General features: G+C 71.0%; 20 protein-coding genes. 11 read left to right on the top strand and 9 right to left on the bottom strand.

Annotated elements, in window-relative coordinates; genetic code table 11:
* Positions 1-7: 7 nt before the first annotated feature.
* Positions 8-571 carry a DoxX family protein gene (locus IF11_RS0108610; protein ID WP_030350876.1) on the bottom strand — a complete coding sequence of 188 codons (564 nt, stop codon included), beginning with the start codon at positions 569-571 and terminating at the stop codon, positions 8-10.
* A 536-nt stretch (positions 572-1107) separates the two neighbouring features.
* Here IF11_RS0108610 and IF11_RS0108605 point away from each other — a divergent pair.
* Positions 1108-1920, top strand: coding sequence for a L,D-transpeptidase family protein (locus IF11_RS0108605; RefSeq protein ID WP_030350875.1), 813 nt, complete (start codon positions 1108-1110; stop codon positions 1918-1920).
* Positions 1921-2011: 91 nt separating this feature from the next.
* Here the strand turns inward: IF11_RS0108605 and metG are convergent, their stop codons facing one another.
* Positions 2012-3736 carry a methionine--tRNA ligase gene (gene metG / locus IF11_RS0108600; RefSeq protein ID WP_030350874.1) on the bottom strand — a complete coding sequence of 575 codons (1725 nt, stop codon included), beginning with the start codon at positions 3734-3736 and terminating at the stop codon, positions 2012-2014.
* 250 nt (positions 3737-3986) lie between these two features.
* Here metG and IF11_RS0108595 point away from each other — a divergent pair, with 250 nt between their 5' ends.
* Both IF11_RS0108595 and IF11_RS0108590 read left to right on the top strand, forming a co-directional pair.
* Complete coding sequence (locus IF11_RS0108595) at positions 3987-4640, top strand: response regulator transcription factor (RefSeq protein WP_037727339.1); 654 nt, start codon at positions 3987-3989, stop codon at positions 4638-4640.
* Positions 4640-5854, top strand: coding sequence for a sensor histidine kinase (locus tag IF11_RS0108590; protein WP_078490567.1), 1215 nt, complete (start codon positions 4640-4642; stop codon positions 5852-5854). Before IF11_RS0108595 ends, IF11_RS0108590 begins: the two co-directional genes overlap by 1 nt.
* Positions 5855-5941: 87 nt before the next feature.
* Here the strand turns inward: IF11_RS0108590 and IF11_RS0108585 are convergent, their stop codons facing one another.
* Positions 5942-7378 carry a VWA domain-containing protein gene (locus IF11_RS0108585; RefSeq protein ID WP_030350871.1) on the bottom strand — a complete coding sequence of 479 codons (1437 nt, stop codon included), beginning with the start codon at positions 7376-7378 and terminating at the stop codon, positions 5942-5944.
* 329 nt (positions 7379-7707) lie between these two features.
* Between IF11_RS0108585 and IF11_RS0108580 the strand changes: the two genes are divergently transcribed.
* The 3 genes from IF11_RS0108580 to IF11_RS36490 all read left to right on the top strand — a co-directional run bounded on the left by IF11_RS0108580 (position 7708) and on the right by IF11_RS36490 (position 10878).
* The gene (locus tag IF11_RS0108580; RefSeq protein ID WP_030350870.1) at positions 7708-9783 is read left to right on the top strand and encodes a PhoX family protein; all 2076 of its coding nucleotides are present in this window, start codon (positions 7708-7710) and stop codon (positions 9781-9783) included.
* Between the two features lie 126 nt (positions 9784-9909).
* Positions 9910-10329, top strand: coding sequence for an RNA-binding S4 domain-containing protein (locus IF11_RS0108575; RefSeq protein ID WP_030350869.1), 420 nt, complete (start codon positions 9910-9912; stop codon positions 10327-10329).
* A gap of 102 nt (positions 10330-10431) precedes the next feature.
* Positions 10432-10878, top strand: coding sequence for an ATP-binding protein (locus IF11_RS36490; protein ID WP_051745706.1), 447 nt, complete (start codon positions 10432-10434; stop codon positions 10876-10878).
* Here the strand turns inward: IF11_RS36490 and IF11_RS0108565 are convergent.
* Together IF11_RS0108565 and IF11_RS0108560 are read right to left on the bottom strand one after the other, a co-directional pair.
* Entirely contained in the window at positions 10859-11116 is a 258-nt protein-coding gene (locus IF11_RS0108565; RefSeq protein WP_165840607.1) for a hypothetical protein, read from the bottom strand. The two genes, IF11_RS36490 and IF11_RS0108565, sit on opposite strands and share 20 nt — an antisense overlap.
* A 7-nt stretch (positions 11117-11123) precedes the next feature.
* The gene (locus IF11_RS0108560) at positions 11124-11828 is read right to left on the bottom strand and encodes a type 1 glutamine amidotransferase domain-containing protein (RefSeq protein WP_030350866.1); all 705 of its coding nucleotides are present in this window, start codon (positions 11826-11828) and stop codon (positions 11124-11126) included.
* Positions 11829-11975: 147 nt separating this feature from the next.
* Between IF11_RS0108560 and IF11_RS0108555 the strand changes: the two genes are divergently transcribed.
* Positions 11976-12881 (top strand): LysR family transcriptional regulator, encoded by a 906-nt coding sequence (locus tag IF11_RS0108555; RefSeq protein ID WP_030350865.1) that lies wholly within the window; start codon positions 11976-11978, stop codon positions 12879-12881.
* 252 nt (positions 12882-13133) lie between these two features.
* Here IF11_RS0108555 and IF11_RS0108550 read toward each other — a convergent pair whose 3' ends face one another.
* The 3 genes from IF11_RS0108550 to IF11_RS0108540 form a co-directional block, all read right to left on the bottom strand.
* On the bottom strand, positions 13134-13403 hold the full coding sequence (locus tag IF11_RS0108550) for a DUF2630 family protein (RefSeq protein ID WP_030350864.1): 270 nt from the start codon (positions 13401-13403) through the stop codon (positions 13134-13136).
* 219 nt (positions 13404-13622) lie between these two features.
* Complete coding sequence (locus IF11_RS0108545) at positions 13623-13970, bottom strand: DUF7144 family membrane protein (RefSeq protein ID WP_240627504.1); 348 nt, start codon at positions 13968-13970, stop codon at positions 13623-13625.
* 231 nt (positions 13971-14201) lie between these two features.
* A complete protein-coding gene (locus IF11_RS0108540) occupies positions 14202-15080 on the bottom strand; it encodes a hypothetical protein (protein ID WP_030350862.1) in 879 nt (292 codons plus the stop codon).
* 182 nt (positions 15081-15262) lie between these two features.
* Between IF11_RS0108540 and IF11_RS41945 the strand changes: the two genes are divergently transcribed.
* The 4 genes from IF11_RS41945 to IF11_RS0108520 all read left to right on the top strand — a co-directional run bounded on the left by IF11_RS41945 (position 15263) and on the right by IF11_RS0108520 (position 18694).
* Complete coding sequence (locus IF11_RS41945) at positions 15263-15766, top strand: hypothetical protein (protein ID WP_240627505.1); 504 nt, start codon at positions 15263-15265, stop codon at positions 15764-15766.
* Between the two features lie 112 nt (positions 15767-15878).
* Complete coding sequence (locus IF11_RS0108530) at positions 15879-16079, top strand: ferredoxin (RefSeq protein ID WP_030350860.1); 201 nt, start codon at positions 15879-15881, stop codon at positions 16077-16079.
* Positions 16076-17467 carry an NAD(P)/FAD-dependent oxidoreductase gene (locus IF11_RS0108525; protein WP_030350859.1) on the top strand — a complete coding sequence of 464 codons (1392 nt, stop codon included), beginning with the start codon at positions 16076-16078 and terminating at the stop codon, positions 17465-17467. Before IF11_RS0108530 ends, IF11_RS0108525 begins: the two co-directional genes overlap by 4 nt.
* Before the next feature lie 12 nt (positions 17468-17479).
* Positions 17480-18694, top strand: coding sequence for a cytochrome P450 (locus tag IF11_RS0108520; RefSeq protein WP_030350858.1), 1215 nt, complete (start codon positions 17480-17482; stop codon positions 18692-18694).
* Positions 18695-18827: 133 nt separating this feature from the next.
* On the opposite strand, the gene IF11_RS0108515 is transcribed toward IF11_RS0108520, so the two are convergent.
* Positions 18828-19703, bottom strand: coding sequence for a glycosyltransferase family 2 protein (locus IF11_RS0108515; protein ID WP_030350857.1), 876 nt, complete (start codon positions 19701-19703; stop codon positions 18828-18830).
* Positions 19704-19838 lie beyond the last annotated feature (135 nt).

Genomic DNA, 19838 nt, shown 5'->3' with positions numbered 1-19838 from the left:
AGCCGGGTCAGTTGCGGAGGAGGAGCGTGATCGCCGCGATGAGGAGGCCGAGGGCCAGAGCCGCCGCGCCGTAGGCCAGGCGGTGGGACTTGACCCAGGGCAGGTAGCGGTCCGCGGCGAGGCGGCCCGGGCCGGTGAGGGCGAGGGCGGCGGCGCCGGCGGCGAGGAGGAGTTCGTACTCGATGCCGGTCGGGGCGAAGAAGCCGCCGAAGCCCTTCACAGCGAGCGCGTTGACCATGGTGCCGACCACCGCGGCGCCCGCGAGCGGGGTGAGCAGGCCGAGGGCCAGGCCCAGGCCGCCGAAGGTCTCGGTGAGGCCGGCCACGACGGCCAGTGCCTTGCCGTTGGGGTAGCCGCTCATGGTGAAGAAGGATCCGGTGCCGTCGATACCGCCGCCGCCGAACCAGCCGAACAGCTTCTGGCCGCCGTGCGCGGCCATCGTCAGTCCCAGGACGACGCGCAGGAGCAGCAGGCCGACGTCGTAGGCGTGCGGCGAGGCGGCGTGCGGGGTGTGTGGGGCGTCGGGGGTGCGGGTGAGCGGGCCGGCGGGGGTGCGGGTGAGGGAGGACATGAGCGTGTTCTCTCCTGGGGTGTGGGGGACGTGGGGGACGAAACCTATGCTTGAAAGTTTAAGTAATGATCCTACGACGGTACACAGCGCTCCGGATTTGGACAACGTGATCCGCGCCGCCGGGAAGTTCGCCCGAGGCAACCTGATCGCCGCCCCACCGCGTTCCACTGGCGTGGGAGACCGAACAGAATGGCGAGGGCAGGACAATGGATCCGGGCGACGGCGACTTCGAGGCATTCGTCGCCGCCCGGGGGCCGCGGCTTCTGCGGATGGCCTGGCTGCTGACCGGGGCCCGTCGGCCGGCCCCTCCCCGGCCTGCCGGAAGATCGCCGGCACCCGGGAGTTCACCGGGCTGATCGGCGGCGCCCCCGCCCCCTTTTCGGCCGTCGTCGTCACTGTGTGCGTCGCGGGCGACTCGCCGGGGACCGTCGAGGACGCCCACGCGATGATCACCGGCGCAGACTTCGGCAGAGCAGTTGAGACCGCCCCGACGACCGCCGAGCATCCCCCGAACGCGAGATGAAAGAGGCCCGTACATGTCTGTGCGCCCTGTCCGCCCTGTTCGCAGAGGACCGCTGATCGCCGCGCTGCTGGCGACCGGCCTGCTGCTCACCGGCTGCTCGGGCCTCACCGGCACCACGGACCACGCGGACAACGTGGGCTCGGCGCCGGGCGGGACGGCCGCGAAGGACAAGGTCGCCGCCGGTGCCACCGGCGCCGCGGGACAGCCCGCCCCGGAGCCGCAGATCGTCGAGCCGGAGGAGATCCCCGATCTCGGTCCGGCGACCCGTGCCGAGATCTCCCCCCAGGCGTCCCAGGCCGTCGTGGTGACCGGCACGGCCCGGGACTCCAGTACGGCATCCGTGGTCGTCTACGAACGCGATCCGGTCACCGGCTGGCACGCCGTCTCGGACGTCTGGCCCGCCCACAACGCCGTACGCGGCTGGACCGACGACCACTTCCAGGGCGATCTGCGTTCGCCCATCGGGGTGTTCGACCTCACCGACGCGGGCGGCAAACTGCCCGCCCCGGGCACGAAACTCCCGTACGACCGCGGCTCCGCCTTCGAGGCGTCGGGCGACGGCTTCGAGGGCGAGGCGCTCGCGGGGTCCTTCGACTATGTGGTCGCGATCAACTACAACCGGCTGCCCGGCACCACACCCCTCGACTGGACCCGGCCGCTCGGCGAGAACAAGGGCGGCGGCATCTGGCTCCATGTGGACCACGGCGGGCCCACCCAGGGGTGTGTCTCGCTGCCGCGCCGGCGGATGAAGGAGCTGCTGCGGATGCTGGACCCGGCGAAGCGGCCGGTCGTGGTGATGGGCGACGCGGACTCGCTCACCGACTGACGGTACGAGGGCGCTCGCCCCGTTCCGTACGCGCAAGGGCCCGGGACCTGACGTCCCGGGCCCTCTTCCTGCCGTCAGCGGCAGCCGCGCGTCACGCCGCCGCCGGGTCCCCGCCGCCGAAGCGCTCCCGGTACGCGGCCAGGTCCTCGTCGGTGATCTTCGCGAAGAGCACCGGCGGGACGGTGAACGCCGTACCGGCCGGAACGGACGCCAGCGCCTTCGCCTCCTCGGCCGTCACCCACCGCGCCGTGTCGTCGGTCAGCGCGAACGCGTCGCGCATCGCCTTGGCGGAGGCCGGGATGAAGGGCTCGGAGATCACCGCGTACAGATGGATCAGGTTCATCGCCGTCCGCAGGGTCAGCGCCGCACCCTCCTCGTCCGTCTTGATCTCCAGCCAGGGGGCCTTCTCCTCCAGGTACGAGTTGCCCGCGGACCACAGGGCGCGCAGCGCGGCGGCGGCCTTGCGGAACTGGATCGTCTCCATGTGGCCCTCGTACTCCGCGAGCAGCCGCGCGATCTCCTCGCCGAGCTTCGCCTCCGCCTCGCCGGCGGCCCGGCCCGCCGGTACGGCGTCGCCGAAGCGCTTGCGCGAGAAGGACAGGACGCGGTTGACGAAGTTGCCGAGGGTGTCGGCGAGGTCCTTGTTGACCGTCGCCGTGAAGTGCTCCCAGGTGAAGGAGGTGTCGTCCGACTCCGGCGCGTTGGCCATCATGAAGTAGCGCCAGTAGTCGGCGGGCAGGATCTCCAGGGCGTCATGGGTGAAGACGCCGCGCCGCTGGGAGGTGGAGAACTTGCTGCCGTAGTAGTTGAGCCAGTTGAACGCCTTGATCACGTCCACCCGCTTCCACGGCGAGCGCGTGCCCAGCTGGGTGGCCGGGAACATGATGCTGTGGAAGGGCACGTTGTCCTTGCCCATGAACTGCGTGTAGTGGACGTCGCCTTCGGACTTCCACCACCACGAGCGCCAGTCACGGTGATCCGGGTCCTGGTCGGACCACTCCTTCGTCGAGCCGATGTACTCGATCGGCGCGTCGAACCATACGTAGAAGACCTTGTTCTCCGCCGCCAGCTCCGGCCAGGTGTCGGCCGGGACCGGCACACCCCAGTCCAGGTCACGGGTGATCGCGCGGTCGTGCAGCCCCTCCGTGAGCCACTTGCGGGCGATGGAGGACGCCAGCACCGGCCAGTTGTCGGCGCGCTCGTCGAGCCAGGACTCCACCTCGCCCGCCAGCTTCGACTGGAGGAGGAACAGGTGCTTGGTCTCACGCACTTCGAGGTCGCTGCTGCCGCTGATCGCGGAGCGCGGGTTGATCAGATCGGTCGGGTCCAGCACGCGCGTGCAGTTCTCGCACTGGTCGCCGCGGGCCTTGTCGTAACCGCAGTGCGGGCAGGTGCCGACGATGTAGCGGTCGGGGAGGAACCGGCCGTCGGTGTTCGAGTACACCTGGCGGATGGCCCGCTCCTCGATGAAACCGTTCGCCTTCAGCTCGCGGGCGATCTCCTGCGTGATCTCGCGGTTCTGCGGTGAGGAGCTGCGGCCGAAGTGGTCGAAGGCCAGCTGGAACCCGTCGTAGATCGCCTTCTGCGCGTCGTGCGCCTGCGCGCAGAATTCCGCGACCGGCACGCCCGCTTCCTTGGCCGCCAGCTCGGCGGGGGTGCCGTGCTCGTCGGTGGCGCAGATGTACAGGACGTCGTGGCCGCGCTGGCGGAGGTACCGGGAGTACACGTCCGCCGGGAGCATGGACCCCACCATGTTGCCCAGGTGCTTGATCCCGTTGATATACGGAAGGGCGCTGGTGATGAGGTGTCGAGCCATTGCAGGCTGCTCCCAAGTCGCTACACGGGGTGACCAATTGGTCTACGGAATGTCAATATCGTATCCGACCGCTTCGGTGCGAGTCGCCCGTGTTTAGGGAGGCCGGGCACTGCCCCTGGCAGGGCCGGGTGGGGAGAGCTTTTCGAAACACCCCTTGCGGTAGACAGGCACATCCCGGGAGAGAAAGGGCATCATGTACGAGGCGGGGCAGGGGACAGCGGGGCAGGGGACAGGGGCAGGGGGCGGCAGCATGCGGGTACTGGTCGCCGAGGACGAGGAGGTCCTGGCCGAGCTGGTGGCCACCGGGCTGCGGCGGGCGGGATTCGCCGTCGACACCGTGTACAGCGGTGACGCCGCCCTCGCCTATCTGGGACTGCACGACTACGACGTCGTCGTTCTCGACCGCGATCTGCCACGTGTCCACGGCGACGACGTCGCGCGCAAGCTGGTCGCCGAGGCGTCCCGTACGCGCATTCTGATGCTCACCGCGTCCGCCTCCATGGAGGACCGCGTCGAGGGCCTCGATCTGGGCGCCGACGACTATCTGGGCAAGCCCTTCGACTTCCCCGAGCTGGTCTCGCGGGTGCGCGCGCTGCGGCGGCGCAGCGCCAGGCCCGTACCGCCGCAGCTGGAGCGGCACGGCGTACGGCTCGATTCCGTACGGCGGACGGCGTCGCGGGACGGGGTGGCGCTCGACCTCTCGCCCAAGGAGTTCTCGGTGCTCCAGATCCTGCTGGAGGCGGACGGGGCGCCGGTCTCGGCCGAGGAACTGCTGGAGAGGGCGTGGGACGCGCACGCGGATCCGTTCACCGGCGCGGTCCGGGTCTGTCTCAGCAAGCTGCGGTCCAAGCTCGGGGATCCGCCGCTGATCCGTACGGTCCAGGGGGTGGGGTACGCGCTGTGATATGCGCCGCGAAGAGCGGCGGGCGGGGGAAGACGGGACCAGCGAGTAAGGCGCTGGGGCCCGGCTCCACCATCCGTACGCGCATAGCCCTCATCTACGGCGGTGTCTTCGTCGTCCTCGGTGGCTGTCTGCTCACCGTCGTCAATCTGCTCTCCAGCGCCGGTACGCAGAACGAGGCCCAGGAGATCGCCGCCCGGGTGGCGCCGGCCCAGGTGTCCCCCGCGCTGCCCGCCTCGTCGGTGAGCGGGCTGATCGGGCAGCAGCAGGTCCAGCCGGTCGCCGTGCATCAGCTCACCGACAACGTCACGGACGCCGCCTCCGACGAGATGTTGTTCTGGTCCGTCGCCGCGCTGCTGGTCATGGCGGCGTGCGCGGTCGGGGTCGGCTGGTGGACGGCGGGACGCGTGCTGCGTCCGGTGCACGCGATGACGGCGAAGGCCCGCCGATTGTCCGAACACAATCTTCACGAACGGATCGGCGCGAGCGGCCCGGACGATGAGCTGAAGGAGCTGGGCGACACCCTGGACGCGCTCCTGGCGCGCCTGCAGAAAGCTTTCGACAGTCAGCGCCGGTTCATCGCGAACGCCTCGCACGAGCTGCGTACCCCGCTGGCGACCCAGCGCGCCGCGATCCAGGTCGGGTTGGACGACCTCTGCACGCCGGACGAGCTGGCCCGTACGAAGGAGACCCTGCTCGACAACAACCGGCGCAGCGAGCAGCTCATCGAAGGGCTGCTGGTGCTGGCGCGCAGCGAGCGCGAGGTCGAGGACCTGGAGCCGGTCGATCTGGGCGAGGCGGTGTCCGAGGAGACGGTCCGCTACGGGCGGCAGGTCTCGCTGTGTGTCGTCGACGCCGACGTGGTGCGCGGAAACCGGCTGCTGCTCGGGCAGTTGGTGGGAAACCTGCTGGCCAACGCGGTGGCGTACAACGTGCCCGGCGGGACGGTGGACGTCGACGTACGGGGCGGGGAGCTGGTGGTGCGCAACACCGGCCCTGTCGTCGCCGAGGCGGACATCCCCGCGCTGTTCGAACCGTTCCGGCGGGGAGAGGGCCGCGACCGCATGGGGCGCGGCGCGGGGCTCGGACTCTCCATCGTCCGCTCGATCGCGGTGGCGCACGGGGGGACGGTCACGGCGGAGCCGGGCGGCGCGGGCGGGGGGCTGGCGGTGACGGTGAGGCTGCCGAAGGCGCGGCGCGACGCCGACTATGACTGACCGGGACTGCGGGGACCGGGACGGAAACTGCCGCCGGCGCCGCGTACGGGACGCGGGCCGACGGCAGTAACGGCAGGTCGGTGCAGGTCAGTTGGCGGCCGACGGCTGCCAGGCGGCGAGCAGTTCGCGGTAGAACACGGCGTCCGGGACCTCGCTGGGCACCGGACCCGCGTGGAAGAAGCCGACGTTCGCGGTGGCCTCGTCCGCGCCGAGCTTCCGCGCGAAGTCGAAGCCCTTGGCGTCCTCCTCGCCGAACGCCACGAACTGCCAGAAGAGCGGCAGCTTCGCGGCCTCGGCGAGAGCCTGCTCGGCGAGGCGTACGGCGCTGGGCGCACCGTCCGTCTGGAAGATCACCAGCGCGGGCCCGGCCGAGCCGGACTTCTCGTGCAGCGTGACGACCTCTTCGACGGCGCGGTGGTAGTTCGTACGCCCCATGCGCCCGAGGGAGCCGTGCAGTTCGTCGATCTTCCCCTCGTAGTCGGTGAGACCGATCTCGCCGGTCCCGTCGATGTCGGTGGAGAAGAACACGACGGAGACGGCCGCGCTCTCGTCCAGGTGCGCGGCGAGCGCGAGGGCCTGCTCGCCGAGGTGCTGGGCGCTGCCGTCCTTGAAGTACGGCCGCATGGAACCGGACCGGTCGAGCACCAGATAGACGGTGGCCCGCTCCCCGGCGAGGCCGCGCTTCTTGAGCGCGGCGCCGGCGGCCTTGTAGTGGTCGGCGAGGCCGGGGGCACGGGACTTGACGCGGGCGAGGGTGAAGGCGGGGCGGGCGGCGGCACCGGTGGTGGTGGTACCGGCGGCGGGCTCCGCGACGGGCTCGGGCTCGGGCTCCGGCTCGGGCTCCGGCTCGGCTTCGAGCACGGGCTTGGCCTCGGCCTTGACCTCGACGACTTCGGTCGTGACCTCGACGACCTCGGCCTTCGGTTCCGCCGTGGTCTCGGGTTCGGGTTCCGGTTCCGGCTCCGCCGGAACAACCGTCTCCCGCACGGGAGTCACGTCGAGTTCGGGCTCCGCCGTGGCCTGAGCGGGGACCGTGGGCGTGGGTACGGGGGCAGGGGCGGCGGCCGAGGCGGGCGTGACCATGGCCGCCGGCGGCTCCTCGATCGCGCTCGTCCGCGGCAGCTGCGACGGCACGCCGCGGTCCGGATCGGCCGGCCGGGGGTTGTCGAACGCCGCGGCCACCAGATCCGCCGCCGCCCCTCCGACGTGCTTGGGCTCCACCGGGTCCGAGTCCGAGTCCGAGTCGGAGCCCGAGTCCTTGGCCCTGGGCTCAACAGGGGCGGGAGCGGCGGCAGGCGCCGGGTCCGAGGACGTGGCCGTAGCCGAGGACGTAGCCGTAGCCGTGGCCGCGTCCGGGACGGCCGTCGTGTCCGTACCCGAGTCCTTGGGCGTCGGCTCCGCCGAATCCGTACGGTCCGAACGGCCCGCCTGAGACGGTACCGAGGCCGAGACCGGCGCCGACTCGTGGTGCTCCTCCGCACGGTCGCGTCCGAACACCTTGCGCAGCAAGCTCCGAATGCCCATGGGCGAGGCCTTTCAGATGAGTTGGGTGCGGTGTCCGCCACCGGGGAAACGCGCATCCCTGGCCAGGGCGGATACGTAAGGTTAGCGGCCGCCGCGAACGATCTCCGGCAGGGGCGGTCCGCGTGGAGGACAGGCCCTACGGGCAGGACGGTACCCTCCCGGCCGCCACCGCCATTACTCTCCCCCGACCGCCCGGTCGGCGTGGATTCATTTGTCGTTCACCTGGAGGCCGCCACCCTGGTGGCATCCGCACCTAGCGTCACCAGCCGAGACATCCCGACACCCTGTCGGCGCGGTGCGCGCCGAACCATCGCATTCCGGAGGCGAAAGTGCGCAAACTGCTGCCGCTGCTCAGCTCCAACCCTCACCCGGGTGGACGTTCCGCTCTGACCTGCCGTTACCGCTGCGGCGACGCCTGTTTCCACGAGGTGCCGAACAAGAGCGACAACGAGTACGTCGGCGACGTCATCGCCGGTGCCATGTCGAGACGTTCCATGATGCGCGCCGCCGCCGTCGTGACGGTCGTCACCGCGGCGGGCAGCGCGCTCGCGTTCGGCCCCGGCGGGTCCTCGGCCTCCGCCGCCCTGGCCGCCGGAGACGGCAACGGCAACGCCGGTGGCGCCGGTGGCAAGACCGACGGCGCCCGCGGCCTGCGCTTCACCCCGGTCGCCCCCAACACCGCGGACCAGGTGACCATCCCCTCCGGCTACGCCCAGAACGTGGTCATCCGCTGGGGCGACCCGATCCTGCGCGGTGCGCCGGACTTCAACCCGGACAAGCAGACCGCCAAGGCGCAGGCCGGCCAGTTCGGTTACAACACCGACTTCCTGAGCCTGCTGCCGCTGAAGGGCGAGCGCGGCCGTCAGGTCCTCGTGGCCAACCACGAGTACACCGACGAGATCCTGATGTTCCGGGGCTACGACTCGGCCAAGCCGACCCGCGAGCAGGTGGAGATCGCGTGGGCCGCCCACGGTCTCTCCGTCGTCGTGGTCGAGGAGGACCGCAAGAGCGGCAAGCTCACGGCCGTCACCCGCCACCAGCTCAACCGCCGTCTCACCGTCACCAGCGAGTTCAAGCTCACCGGCCCGGCCGCGGGCAGCGATCTGCTCCGTACCTCGGCGGACCGTACGGGCAGCAAGGTCTTCGGCACGCTCAACAACTGCGCCGGCGGCACCACCCCCTGGGGCACGACGCTGCACGGCGAGGAGAACTTCAACCAGTACTTCGCCAACGGTTCGAGCGACACGGACAAGCGCTACGGCATCAGCACCACGGCCAGCGAGCGCAAGTGGGAGCTGTTCGACAAGCGCTTCGACCTCAAGCAGGAGCCCAACGAGGCGCACCGCTTCGGCTGGGTCGTCGAGCTCGACCCGTACGACCCGGACTTCACGCCCCGTAAGCGCACCGCCCTCGGCCGCTTCAAGCACGAGGCCGCGCAGCCCCGGCTGACCGCCGACGGCCGCCCCGTCGTCTACATGGGCGACGACGAGCGCTTCGACTACCTCTACAAGTTCGTCTCGTCGAAGCAGATGAAGAAGGGCGACAGCCGCGCCGCCCACGAGCACAACCTGACGCTGCTCGACGAGGGCACGCTGTACGTCGCCAAGCTGACCGGTGACAGCCCGGCGGGCGAGATCGACGGCACGGGCAAGCTCCCGAACGACGGCGAGTTCGACGGCTCCGGCGTCTGGATCCCGCTGGCGACCGGCGATGTCTCGCATGTGCCCGGCATGACCGCCGACGAGGTGTACGTCTTCACGCGCCTCGCGGGCGACAAGGTCGGCGCCACCAAGATGGACCGTCCCGAGGACGTCGAGCCGTCGCCGCGCACCGGCCGGGTCTATGTCGCGCTGACGAACAACACCGACCGCGGCAAGGCGGGCAAGGCGGGCGCCGACGAGGCCAACCCCCGTAACGCCAACAAGCACGGTCACATCCTGGAGCTGGCGGAGAACTGGGACGACCCGGCGGGCGACGGGTTCGCCTGGCGGCTCTTCCTGGTCGCGGGTGACCCGAACGACCCGGCCACCTACTTCGCGGGCTTCCCCAAGGACAAGGTCAGCCCGATCTCCTGCCCGGACAATGTCGCCTTCGACCCGCACGGCAACCTGTGGATCGCGACGGACGGCAACGCGCTCGGCGTGCACGACGGCCTGTTCGGTGTCGCGACGCAGGGCGACCGGCGCGGTGAGCTCAAGCAGTTCCTGACCATGCCGAACGGCGCGGAGACCTGTGGCCCGATCGTCCAGGACCGCCGGGTCCTGGTCGCGGTGCAGCACCCGGGTGAGGTCGACGGCGCGTCCGTCGAGAAGCCGGCGAGCGCGTGGCCCGACGGCCCGGGCAAGATCGTCCGTCCGTCGGTGGTCTCGGTCTGGCGCAAGGACGGCAGCGACATCGGCGTCTGACGCCGACCGGACATGATCGCGGGGTGGCGCCGTCTCGGACCGGCGTCGCCCCGCTCGGCGTTGACACGGATGTTGACACGGATAAAGAGGGAGAGCCGACGGGCGGTCCGCGCTTACCCTCGATGTATGACTTCTGAGGCTTCGGACGCGGGGACCGCACGGGTCGACTCCTGGATCTGGTCCGTACGGCTCACCAAGACCCGCTCCCAGGCCGCCGCGGCCTGCCGCGCCGGACACGTCCGCGTCAACGGCGAGCGGGTCAAGCCCGCGTACGGGATCAAGCCGGGCGACGAGATCCGGCTGCGCCACGCGGCCCGTGACCGGGTCGTGGTGGTCTCGCGCGTCGTGAAGAAGCGGGTGGGCGCGCCGGTGGCCGTGGAGTGCTACGTGGACAACAGCCCGCCGCCCCCGCCGCGCGAACTGACCGTCCCCATCGCCCTCCGGGACCGCGGGACGGGCCGCCCGACGAAGCGCGACCGCAGGGAGCTGGACCGGCTTCAGGACCGGGCCCAGGACCGGCCCCAGGACCGGCGGCTCCAGGGCTGACCGCCGGGTTTCGGGAATGTCCGCGAACGGGTGAGTTTAGCTGCACACAGTCACCTTTGGTGCACGGAAAGTAAAACGAGCACCACAGGGAAGGTCCTTCCCATGAACCACGACGGTGAACAGCGCGACCAGCCGCATCAGCACACACAGCGCCACACGTTCCGCCTCCCCAGTCACCCCCGTAGCGTCGGCCGGGCCCGCGAAGTTCTGCATACGAAAGTCGGTCTGCCCGGGGATCCCGGCGAGACCGCCGCCCTCCTGCTGTCGGAGCTCGTCACCAACGCGCTGCGCCATGGCAGCCCACCCGGCCGGGAGATCGCCGTCACCCTGGAGCGGGCCGAAGGGGTGCTCAGACTGGAGGTCGAGGACGCGGGGGACTATCTGCCCCGCCCCCGCACCCCCGATCTGGAGGACGAGTGCGGGCGGGGGCTCGCGCTGGTGGCCGCGCTCGCCGACGACTGGGGTGTGGCGCCCAGAGTGGGGCCCGGGAAACGCGTCTGGGTGACGCTCAAAGTGCCCGAGAGGACGCTCAGAGCGTCCGGTCAGTGAGGCCAGTCCCGCGCTGTGGAGAGGTGATCGCCCGCGCCGCCCGTACCTCCTGGCGCAGCGGAGCCAGGACGCCCCTCTCGTCGCCCGCCGGCTCCGTCCGTACCTCCACCAGGACCTCGCTCGCCCCCACCCCGGCCGCCGGCTCCCGCAACTGCCGCTCGATACCGGCGATCTCGGCCGGGGTGGGCGGCCCGGCGCCGTAGTCGACGTGGACCCGGGCCGCCGTCGTCGCGTCCACGACGCGCTCAGCGCGCGCCGAGGGCCTGCACCACACGCGCCGCGGTGTCCACGCTGGACTGCGGGTTCTGGCCCGTGATCAGGTTGCCGTCCACGACGACCTTGCTGCTCCACGCCGCGCCCGTCTCGACGACCGCGCCGCGCTCGCGCAGCCGGGACTCCACGAACCACGGCGTGTTCTCGCCGGTTCCGCCCTGCCGCTCCTCCTCGTCGGTGAACGAGGTGAGCGTGCGGCCGGCGAAGGTGAAGCCGCCGTCGGCGGCCGTGGCGCTGAGCAGGGCCGCGACACCGTGGCACAGAGCGGCGACGGTCTTGCCCTGGGCGTCGGCCTCGTTCAGTAGCCGGCCCAGGTCCGCGTCCGTGGCGAGGTCGGCCATCGGGGCGTGCCCGCCGGGGATGTAGACGGCGTCGTAGTCGGCCGCCTTGACGTCGGCCAGCGGGAGCGGTTCGGCCAGTTCGTCGGTGAGGGAGTCGAGGTAGGCGCTGAACTCGCGGCCCGCGGCCTCGTCGACCCCGCCCCGCCCGTCCAGGCTGATCGGGTCCACGGTGGGCCGGACGCCGCCCGGGGTGGCCAGGTCGACCTGGACCCCCGCCGCGCGCAGCAACTGGTGGGACGCCGCCACCTCCTCGGCCCAGTAGCCGGTGGGGTGGGTGCTGCCGTCGGCCAGCTTCAGGCTGTCGGCACCGGAAATGACCATGAGGATCTTCGACATCGCGGAACTGCTCTCTTGGGAGGCGGTGTGTGTACGCGGGGTACAACGCCAGGATCCATCAGTCGCCTTCCTGTCGCTTCCCGAGCTCCATAAATATTTCTATGGAACGATGCTTGCGCACCGACAGAAGCGAAAGGACACTCCCGCATGCCCAGCCTGGACCTGCTGGCGACATTCCTGGAGATCTACCGCGCGGGCTCGCTCTCCGCCGCCGCCGGGCGCCTCGGCATCACCCAGCCGGCGGTCACCAGCCAGCTGGCGCGCCTGGAGGAGCAGCTGGGCGAGCCACTGTTCGTACGGTCACGCAAGGGCGCCACCCCCACCCCGCGCGCCGCCGCGCTGGCAGCGAAGGTGGGGCTGCACCTGGACGAGTTGCGCACCGCGCTGGCCGCCGCAGACGCGGCTCCAGCACTGCGCGGCACGGTGCGGATCGGCGGGGCGGCGGAGGTGATGACGCTGCGCGTACTGCCCGCGCTGGCTCCCCTCACCAGCCGTGGGCTGCGCGTCGACGTGGCGCTCGGCCTGGCGGAGGAGCTGCTGGCGGATCTGGCCTCCGGACGGCTGGACCTCGTGGTTTCCGCCGTGCGGCCCGGGCGGGAGCAGGTCCTGGCCGCGCCCCTGGTGGACGAGGAGTTTCTACTGGTGGGACCGCCTGCCCTGGCCCACACCGTGGACCCGGACCGGCTGCGCGACGACCCGGCCCAGGCGCTGGAGCATCTGCCGCTGGTCGCGTACGCGGAGGAGTTGCCGATTGTACGGCGCTACTGGCGCAGCGAGTTCGGCCGCCGGCCCGCCAATCCAGTGGCCCTGGTGGTGCCCGATCTACGGGCCGTGCTGGCTGCCGTCGCGGCAGGCGCGGGGATCTCCGTACTGCCGCGCTACCTGGCCGAACCCGCGCTGACGCAGGGCACGGTGGAGCAGCTGCACCAGCCCGACTTCCCGCCGCTCAACACCCTCTACCTCGCCACCCGCCGCGGCGCACCAGCCAATCCAGCGCTCACCGTCGTGCACGAACACCTGCTGCGACAGGCACAGGAGTGGGGCGGGCTGTGACCCGGTGCGCGCCATGACCACCTCGCACTGCTTCGCCGTCGCCCCGGGCCGACCTCGTCGGCTGGTGTTGTGCCGCCATATTCGACTGCCACCCGCTCCTGGACACCCGTCCGTCTACGCGAAGTCCCGTCCCCATGTCCCGAATATCCCCGAACCCCTTGACGACCAGCCCCAACGCCCAACTACGAGGCATTGGCCCTAGTCGGGAGGCCGGTGCCAGGCGTGCGGACGGGCGCATGAGGTGGCGCGGTTTCAGCCCTGGTAGCCCTCGACCTCGTCCGGGGGCCGTACCGCCGCCTCGTCGGGGTTCTCGCCGAACTCCGATTTGGCGCGCCGCTGCCGCAGCAGATCCCAGCACTGGTCGAGCTGGACCTCGACGGAGCGCAGCCGCGCCTGTTCGTCGGCGCCGAGGCCGAGATGCTCGGTCGAGCGCTCGCGCAGGGCGCGCTCCTCCGCGACGAGGGTGTTGATGTTGTCGAGGATCGCGTCGTTCTCGCCGGCGGCGCTGCTGGCTGCGTTCATGGTCCGATCCTCGCGCTCCCCGGGCCCTCGCGCACCTCGGCCCGTACGCCGGCCCAGCTCCGCGCGCCAGAAGGGCGCCCTTCGTCCGACGCGCCTTCCCTGGAGCGTACGCACGCGCATACGGGCACAGGAGCGAAATGCCGCCGCTGTGCCCGTATGCGCGGACGTTGCGTGGTCGAGCGCTTGTTGACGCGTGGTCGGGTGGAGGGGGCCGGACCGTCAGTATCTGTTGCCGGCCCAGGACGCTCCGCGGTCCGTGGCCAGTGCCCAGATCACGAACACCGCGAGGGCCATGCTGACGACCGCCCAGATGGGCGCGTACGGCAGATACATGAACTGCGCGACGAGGTAGAGCGCCGCCACTCCGATACCGACGTAGCGAGCCGCCGGGACTCGCATCAGAATCGCCAGTCCGGTGAGGGCGATCAGGATCCCGAGGGCTATGTGGATCCAGCCCCAGGAGCCGAGATTGAACGTGTACGCGTAGCCGGTGACGGCGTTGAAGACCGCGTTGCCGCGTACGGCCGCTATGCCCTGAAGTATGTCGACAGCTCCCGCGACCAGCATAAGAACACCGGCGAAGAAGCTACCGCCAACAGCCCAGGCTGCCTTCCTTTCCGCATGTGCGCCGGTGCCTGCTCCGGTGCCGGTGCTCATGCCCGTTCCTGTGCCTGTGCCCGTGCCCATACCCGTGGTGGGGGGCCTCTGTGCTGTGTTCTGGCTCATAACCCCATGGTGCTCCAAATGCCTCAAAAGGGACATTCGGTCGAGTGGGATTGGCATAAAGATTTAGTAAAGTCAGACGTGGGAGGAGCTGCGCAGTGCGCTGGGCGCGATATGCGGCGTGTGCCGCGCCCGGGGCAACCGGCCGCTCAGCCAGGCGCCGAGAGCCAGGGCCACCCCGCCACCCAGCACGCACCAGCCCGCTGTACGCAGCGAGGCGGTCAACGCGTCGAAGATGGCGGCGGCGGCCGATCTGTCCCCGTTGTCCGGCAGGTCCTGGAGGATCGACCCGCGCGCCACGGCGACGACGAGGAACAGCAGCGCCGCACCGGCCGCGTACGCGATACCGGCGCCGATGAGCGCGCGGCGCCGGCGGACGGCGAGCAGCGCGGCCGCGCAGGTGAGGGCCAGCGTCCCGACGGCGGGCCAGATCCCCGCCGCGCGCAGCCCCTGGGTGACATCGCGCCAGATCCCGAGTCCGTTGGCCTCCAGGACGATGATCTGCGTATGCCGCACGGGGATCCGGTTGGCGTACGGCACGCTGTCGTCGGTCAGCTGCTTCTTCACCCGCGCGGTGATCGGCGCCAGATCGATCGTCACGGCATTGCCGCCGCCGCTGGTCAGCGCGTGTTCGGCGGTGGCGTGGGCGGCGCGGGTCGCCGTCTTCCACGCGTTCTTGAAGGCGTTGGTGGTCTCGAACGACAGCACGGCGTCGTGCAGCAGCCCGCGGACCCCGTTCTGGAGGAGCGGCCCCACATCGACCTCGGTCAGCACCTCGTCGGTGATCCGGTCGGCGACGGCGTTCTGTACGTCCGGATCGGAGGCGAGCGGCGCCATGGTGGAGACGAAGCGGTCGGTGTCGCCGATCTCCAGATCGACCCAGGCCGCGACCGCGCTCAGCGGGGCGAGGACCGTCAGCAGGACGATCAGCGCCGTGGAGAGGTAGGTCCGCACTCCTCAAGGGAACGGGTACGGGGCGACGGGCGCGAGCGGTGCGCCGCCGACCCGGTGAGAGAGGGCGCCGGTGCTCCACCAGGCTGAGGTTGACGCGTACGGCGGGGCGGGTGTGCCCTGGAGAGGCGGGGGCGGAAGGAAGCGGGGGGTACTGGGGGGTGCGAGGGAAGGAGCCCCCTGCCATGGCGACCCAGACACCGATGCCCACGCGACACCGCACGCTGAAGCCCCATATCCATCTCCCACGGCATCTCCCACGGCATCTCCCGCGGCACGACGGCGCGCGGCCTCGGGGCGCGGGCCCGCAGTACGCCGGCCCGCAGGACGCGGAACGGCGCCGTGTCTCGCCACGCCTCGCGGTGAACTGCCTCCTGCTGGGCATCGCCTACGGCGTCTACGCCTCGTACATCGCCCGGGGCGGCGGCCCCGCCACTTACGGACAGCTCGCCCTGGCCCTGATCTCGGGCGCGCTCGTGGCCCTCCTGGTCTTCGGCCTCGTCCACGTACAGCACCGGCTGATGCGCGAAGTACGCGCCGCGGCCTGGGGTGTACTGGTCGGCGGAGGTATGGGCTTCCTCTACAGCCTCACCAACCACAGCGTCCTGCTGTCCTCGGGCATCGGACTGGCGATCGGCGCGGCCACGGTCGTCGTGGTCTTCTACGCGCTCTACACCCGAGAACCATGAGGGGACCTCGCGTGGGCCCGTGTGGTCACCCCGTCGGCGCACCCCCGCTCGCGCCGCTCCCCCGCAGGCCATAGGACGGAGACGGCGGCTGGCGCGCGGAGGAGTGGACCGGATGCAGATCGTTGTCGACCTCAATCGCTGCCAGGCATACGCGCAGTGCGCGTTCCTCGCCCCTCAGGTGTTCGAGCTGCATGGCGAGGAGGCCCTGATGTTCACGCCGACCGTGCCGGACGATCAGCATGAGCACGTACGCCGGGCCGCGGCGGCGTGTCCGGTTCAGGCCATCCTCGTCGGTGAGCGGGCGGGCCCGTGACCGGTAAACCGTGGAAGGGCCGGATTGTCATCGTCGGCGCCTCGCTGGCCGGCCTGCGCGCCGCCGAGACGCTGCGCGACGAAGGCTTCACCGGACCGCTGACGCTGGTCGGGGAGGAGCCGCACCTCCCGTACGACAGGCCGCCGCTGTCCAAGCAGGTGCTGCTCGGGCGGACGCGCGCGACGGAGATCGGGCTGCCGCGCCGCCGTGACGTGGACGCGCGGTGGAAGCTCGGCGTACGGGCCGGCGCGATCGACCCGATCGAGAAGAAGGTGATCCTCGCCGACGGTGAACTCCTGCCGTTCGACCGGCTGCTGATCGCCACCGGCACCCGGGCGCGCCCCTGGCCGGACCCCGTGGAAGCACGGCTGGACGGCGTACTGACACTGCGTACGAGCGACGACGCGGCGCAACTCGCGGAACGGCTCGACGCCGGGCCGCGCCGGGTCCTGGTGATCGGCGCCGGGTTCACCGGCTCGGAGATCGCCTCCGCCTGCCGGGAACGCGGCCTGGAGGTGACCGTCGCCGAACGCGGCCCCTCACCGCTCGTCGGGGCGCTCGGCGGCGCGCTCGGCGCGTTCGCCGCCAAGCTCCAGCGCGCGCACGGCGTCGATCTGCGCTGCGGTGTGACGGTCACCTCCCTGAAAGGCCGCGACGGCCGGCTCACCGGCGCCGAGTTCTCCGACGGCAGCCGGATCGAGGCCGATGTCGCCGTCGTCGCGCTCGGCGCCGTACGCAACACCGAATGGCTCGCCGGATCGGGGCTGGCCGCCGGCCCCCGGGGCGTCGCCTGCGACGCGGGGTGCCGCGCCTTCAACATGTACGGGATCGTCACCGACGACGTCTTCGTCGCCGGTGACGTGGCCCGCTTCCCGCATCCGCTCTTCGAGTACCAGATGCTGGCCCTCGAACACTGGGGCAACGCGGTCGCGCAGGCGGAGGTGGCGGCCCACAACATGGTCAGCACGGGCCCGCACAGGCGCCCGCATCTGGCGGTGCCCGCGTTCTGGTCCAGTCAGTTCGGCCTCAACATCAAGTCCATCGGCGTACCGACCTTCTCCGACCATGTGGTCATCGCCCAGGGCTCGTTGCGGGAGCGCCGGCTCGTCGCCGTCTACGGCTACCGGGGACGGATCACCGCGGCGGTGACGGTGAACCGGGCCAAGTGGCTTGAGCACTACCAGTACCTCATCGAGACGGCGGCACCGTTTCCCCCCGAGTCCGGCGCCGCCGACCGGCCCGACTCGGCCGCGTCCGTCCCTTCCGATGTGCCGGACCCCCAACTGCTCTCGCACGGACCGACCGTGGCCCTCACCGGCCATCTCCCGGACCGGCGCCTGACCCTGGTGCGGCACGAGCCGACCCCGACCGCCGCCCACCGTCGTTGAGGAGCCCCACGCATGTCCCCGGAAACCCTCTATCAGCGCATCACCGACTACGCGAACCGCGCCAACCCCTATCCGCTCTACGCCGAACTCCGCGAGAACGGGGTGACGCGGCAGGCCGACGGCAGCTACCTGGTCGGCACGTACCACGAGATCGCCGCACTGCTCCATGACCCGCGGATCAGCTCGGACTCCCGCAACCGCGCCGACCCGTCCACGGTCCCGATGTTCAGGCGGAACAGTCAGCAGGCCTTCATCGGCCTCGACGACCCCGAGCACGACCGGCTGCGCCGCATCGCGATGCGCCCCTTCGGCCCGCCCCACTCCCCGGGGCGGATCGACGCGCTGCGCGCGGACATCACCCGGATCTCCGACGGACTGATCGACGAGTTCCGGGACAAGGACCGCATCGACGTCGTCGAGGACTTCGCGTACCCGCTCCCCGTCACCGTGATCTGCCGGCTGCTCGGCGTGCCCCACGAGGACATGCCCCAGCTCCGCGCCTGGACGAACGCGGTCATCGCCGGCGTCGACGTGACGCCGGGGAAGGATGAGGAAAGCCGCCAGAGGGCGGGCCAGGACGCCCGGGCGGCGATGGGGGAGTACATGGGAGATCTCTCCGACAAGCGCCGTGAGAACCCCTCGGACGACATGCTCTCCGCGCTCGTCCACGACAGTGGCCCCGACGGACGGCTGACCAGGGCCGAACTGATGGCGACCGGGACCCTCCTGCTCATCGCCGGGCACGAGACGACGGTCAACCTCATCACCAACGGCGCGCTCACCTTCCTGCGCTTCCCCGACGCCTACCGGCTGCTGCGGGACAAGCCCGAACTGATGCCCAGGGCGGTCGAGGAGCTGCTGCGCTACGAGCCCCCCGTCCACCTGCTCCCGCAGCGCACCCCGCTCGCGGACGTCGAGATCTCGGACGTCACCGTCCCCAAGGGCGCCCCACTGATCCTCGTACTCGCCGCCGGAAACCGGGACCCGCTGCGGTTCGACGACCCCGACCACTTCGACCCGACCCGCGAGGACAACCAGCACTTCGGCTTCGGCAGCGGAGTCCACAACTGCTTCGGCGCGCCACTGGCCCGAGTAGAGGCCCAGATCGCCCTGAACGCCCTGGTCCCGCGCCTGGAGGACTTCCAACTGTCCGAAGACCCACCCCCGTACCGCCGCAGCCCGATTCTGCGGGGACCCCGGCACTTGCCGATCGAGCGGGTGGGGTAGTCGGGGCGGCCCCCACCCGTCTTTCGGCTATCCGGGTAACCGGGACTACCTCGGCCTGTACCTGTACCTGTACCCGCACCCAAAAAGCCCAAAGAGCTCCGCAGCGAACTCCCCAGCGAACTCCGTAGCGGGCTCAGATGACCGGCGGCCGGCCCAGCGCCGTCATGCGCCGTACGGTCCGCCAGCGCATCGGCCGCCGCGTCCCGCACGCCGTCCGTACGCCCTCGAAGAAGCCGCCGAACCACGCCCGCAGCCCGCTCACCGACCGCGTACGCGCCACGGTGAGCAGGATCCACGTACCGAGGTAGAGCGGTACGAGCAGCGCGGGCAGATGCCGGCGCGCCAGCCATACCCGGTTGCGGGCGGTCATCCGGTAGAACTCGGCGTGCCGCGCCGGTGAGGTGCGCGGGTGCTGGAGGACCAGCTCCGGCTCGTACCGGATCGTCCAGCCCGCGTCCAGCGCACGCCACGCGAGGTCGGTCTCCTCGTGGGTGAAGAAGAACGCGTCGGGCCAGCCGCCCGTCTCGTCCAGCATCGCCATGGACAGCGCGTGTCCGCCGCCGAGGAACGTGGTCACCTCGCCCGGGCGCATCGGGTCGTCGACCCGCAGCCGGGGTACGTGCCGCCGCTGGGTGAGGCCGGTCTCGTCCGCGATACGGAAGCTGACGATGCCGAGCCGGGGGTGCGCCTCGTACAGATCGGCGACGCGGGTGATCACATCGGCCTCGATCAGCAGGCCGTCGTCGTCCAGGTCGACCAGAACGTCCACGTCACCGCAGTCGCGGAGCTTCTCCATGGCGACATTGCGCCCGCCGGAGACCCCGAGGTTCTCCGTCAGCTCGATCCCGATGACGCCCTCGGGCAGTTCGGGCAGCGAAGCGCCGTTGCCGACGACCACGATCCGCGTCGGGGCCTCCCGCTGCTTGGCGACGGAGTCCAGCAGGGCCCGCAGCTCGACGGGCCTGGTCCCCATCGTGAGCACGGCCACACCTACACGCGGTCGGGACACGTCCAGATCACTCCAGCTCTCGGTGACGGGAAGGCAAGGGGCGGGGCGGAAGGGGCAGGGCAGGCGAACGGCGGGAAACGAGAAGGTGCCGCGCTTCGATGCTAACCGGCGGACGCCATCCTCAGGACACCTGAA

This window comes from Streptomyces scopuliridis RB72 (genome assembly GCF_000718095.1).
Taxonomy (GTDB): domain Bacteria; phylum Actinomycetota; class Actinomycetes; order Streptomycetales; family Streptomycetaceae; genus Streptomyces; species Streptomyces scopuliridis.
Note: the sequence above shows the minus strand (reverse complement) of the source record. Positions and strands in the feature narration are given on the sequence as shown.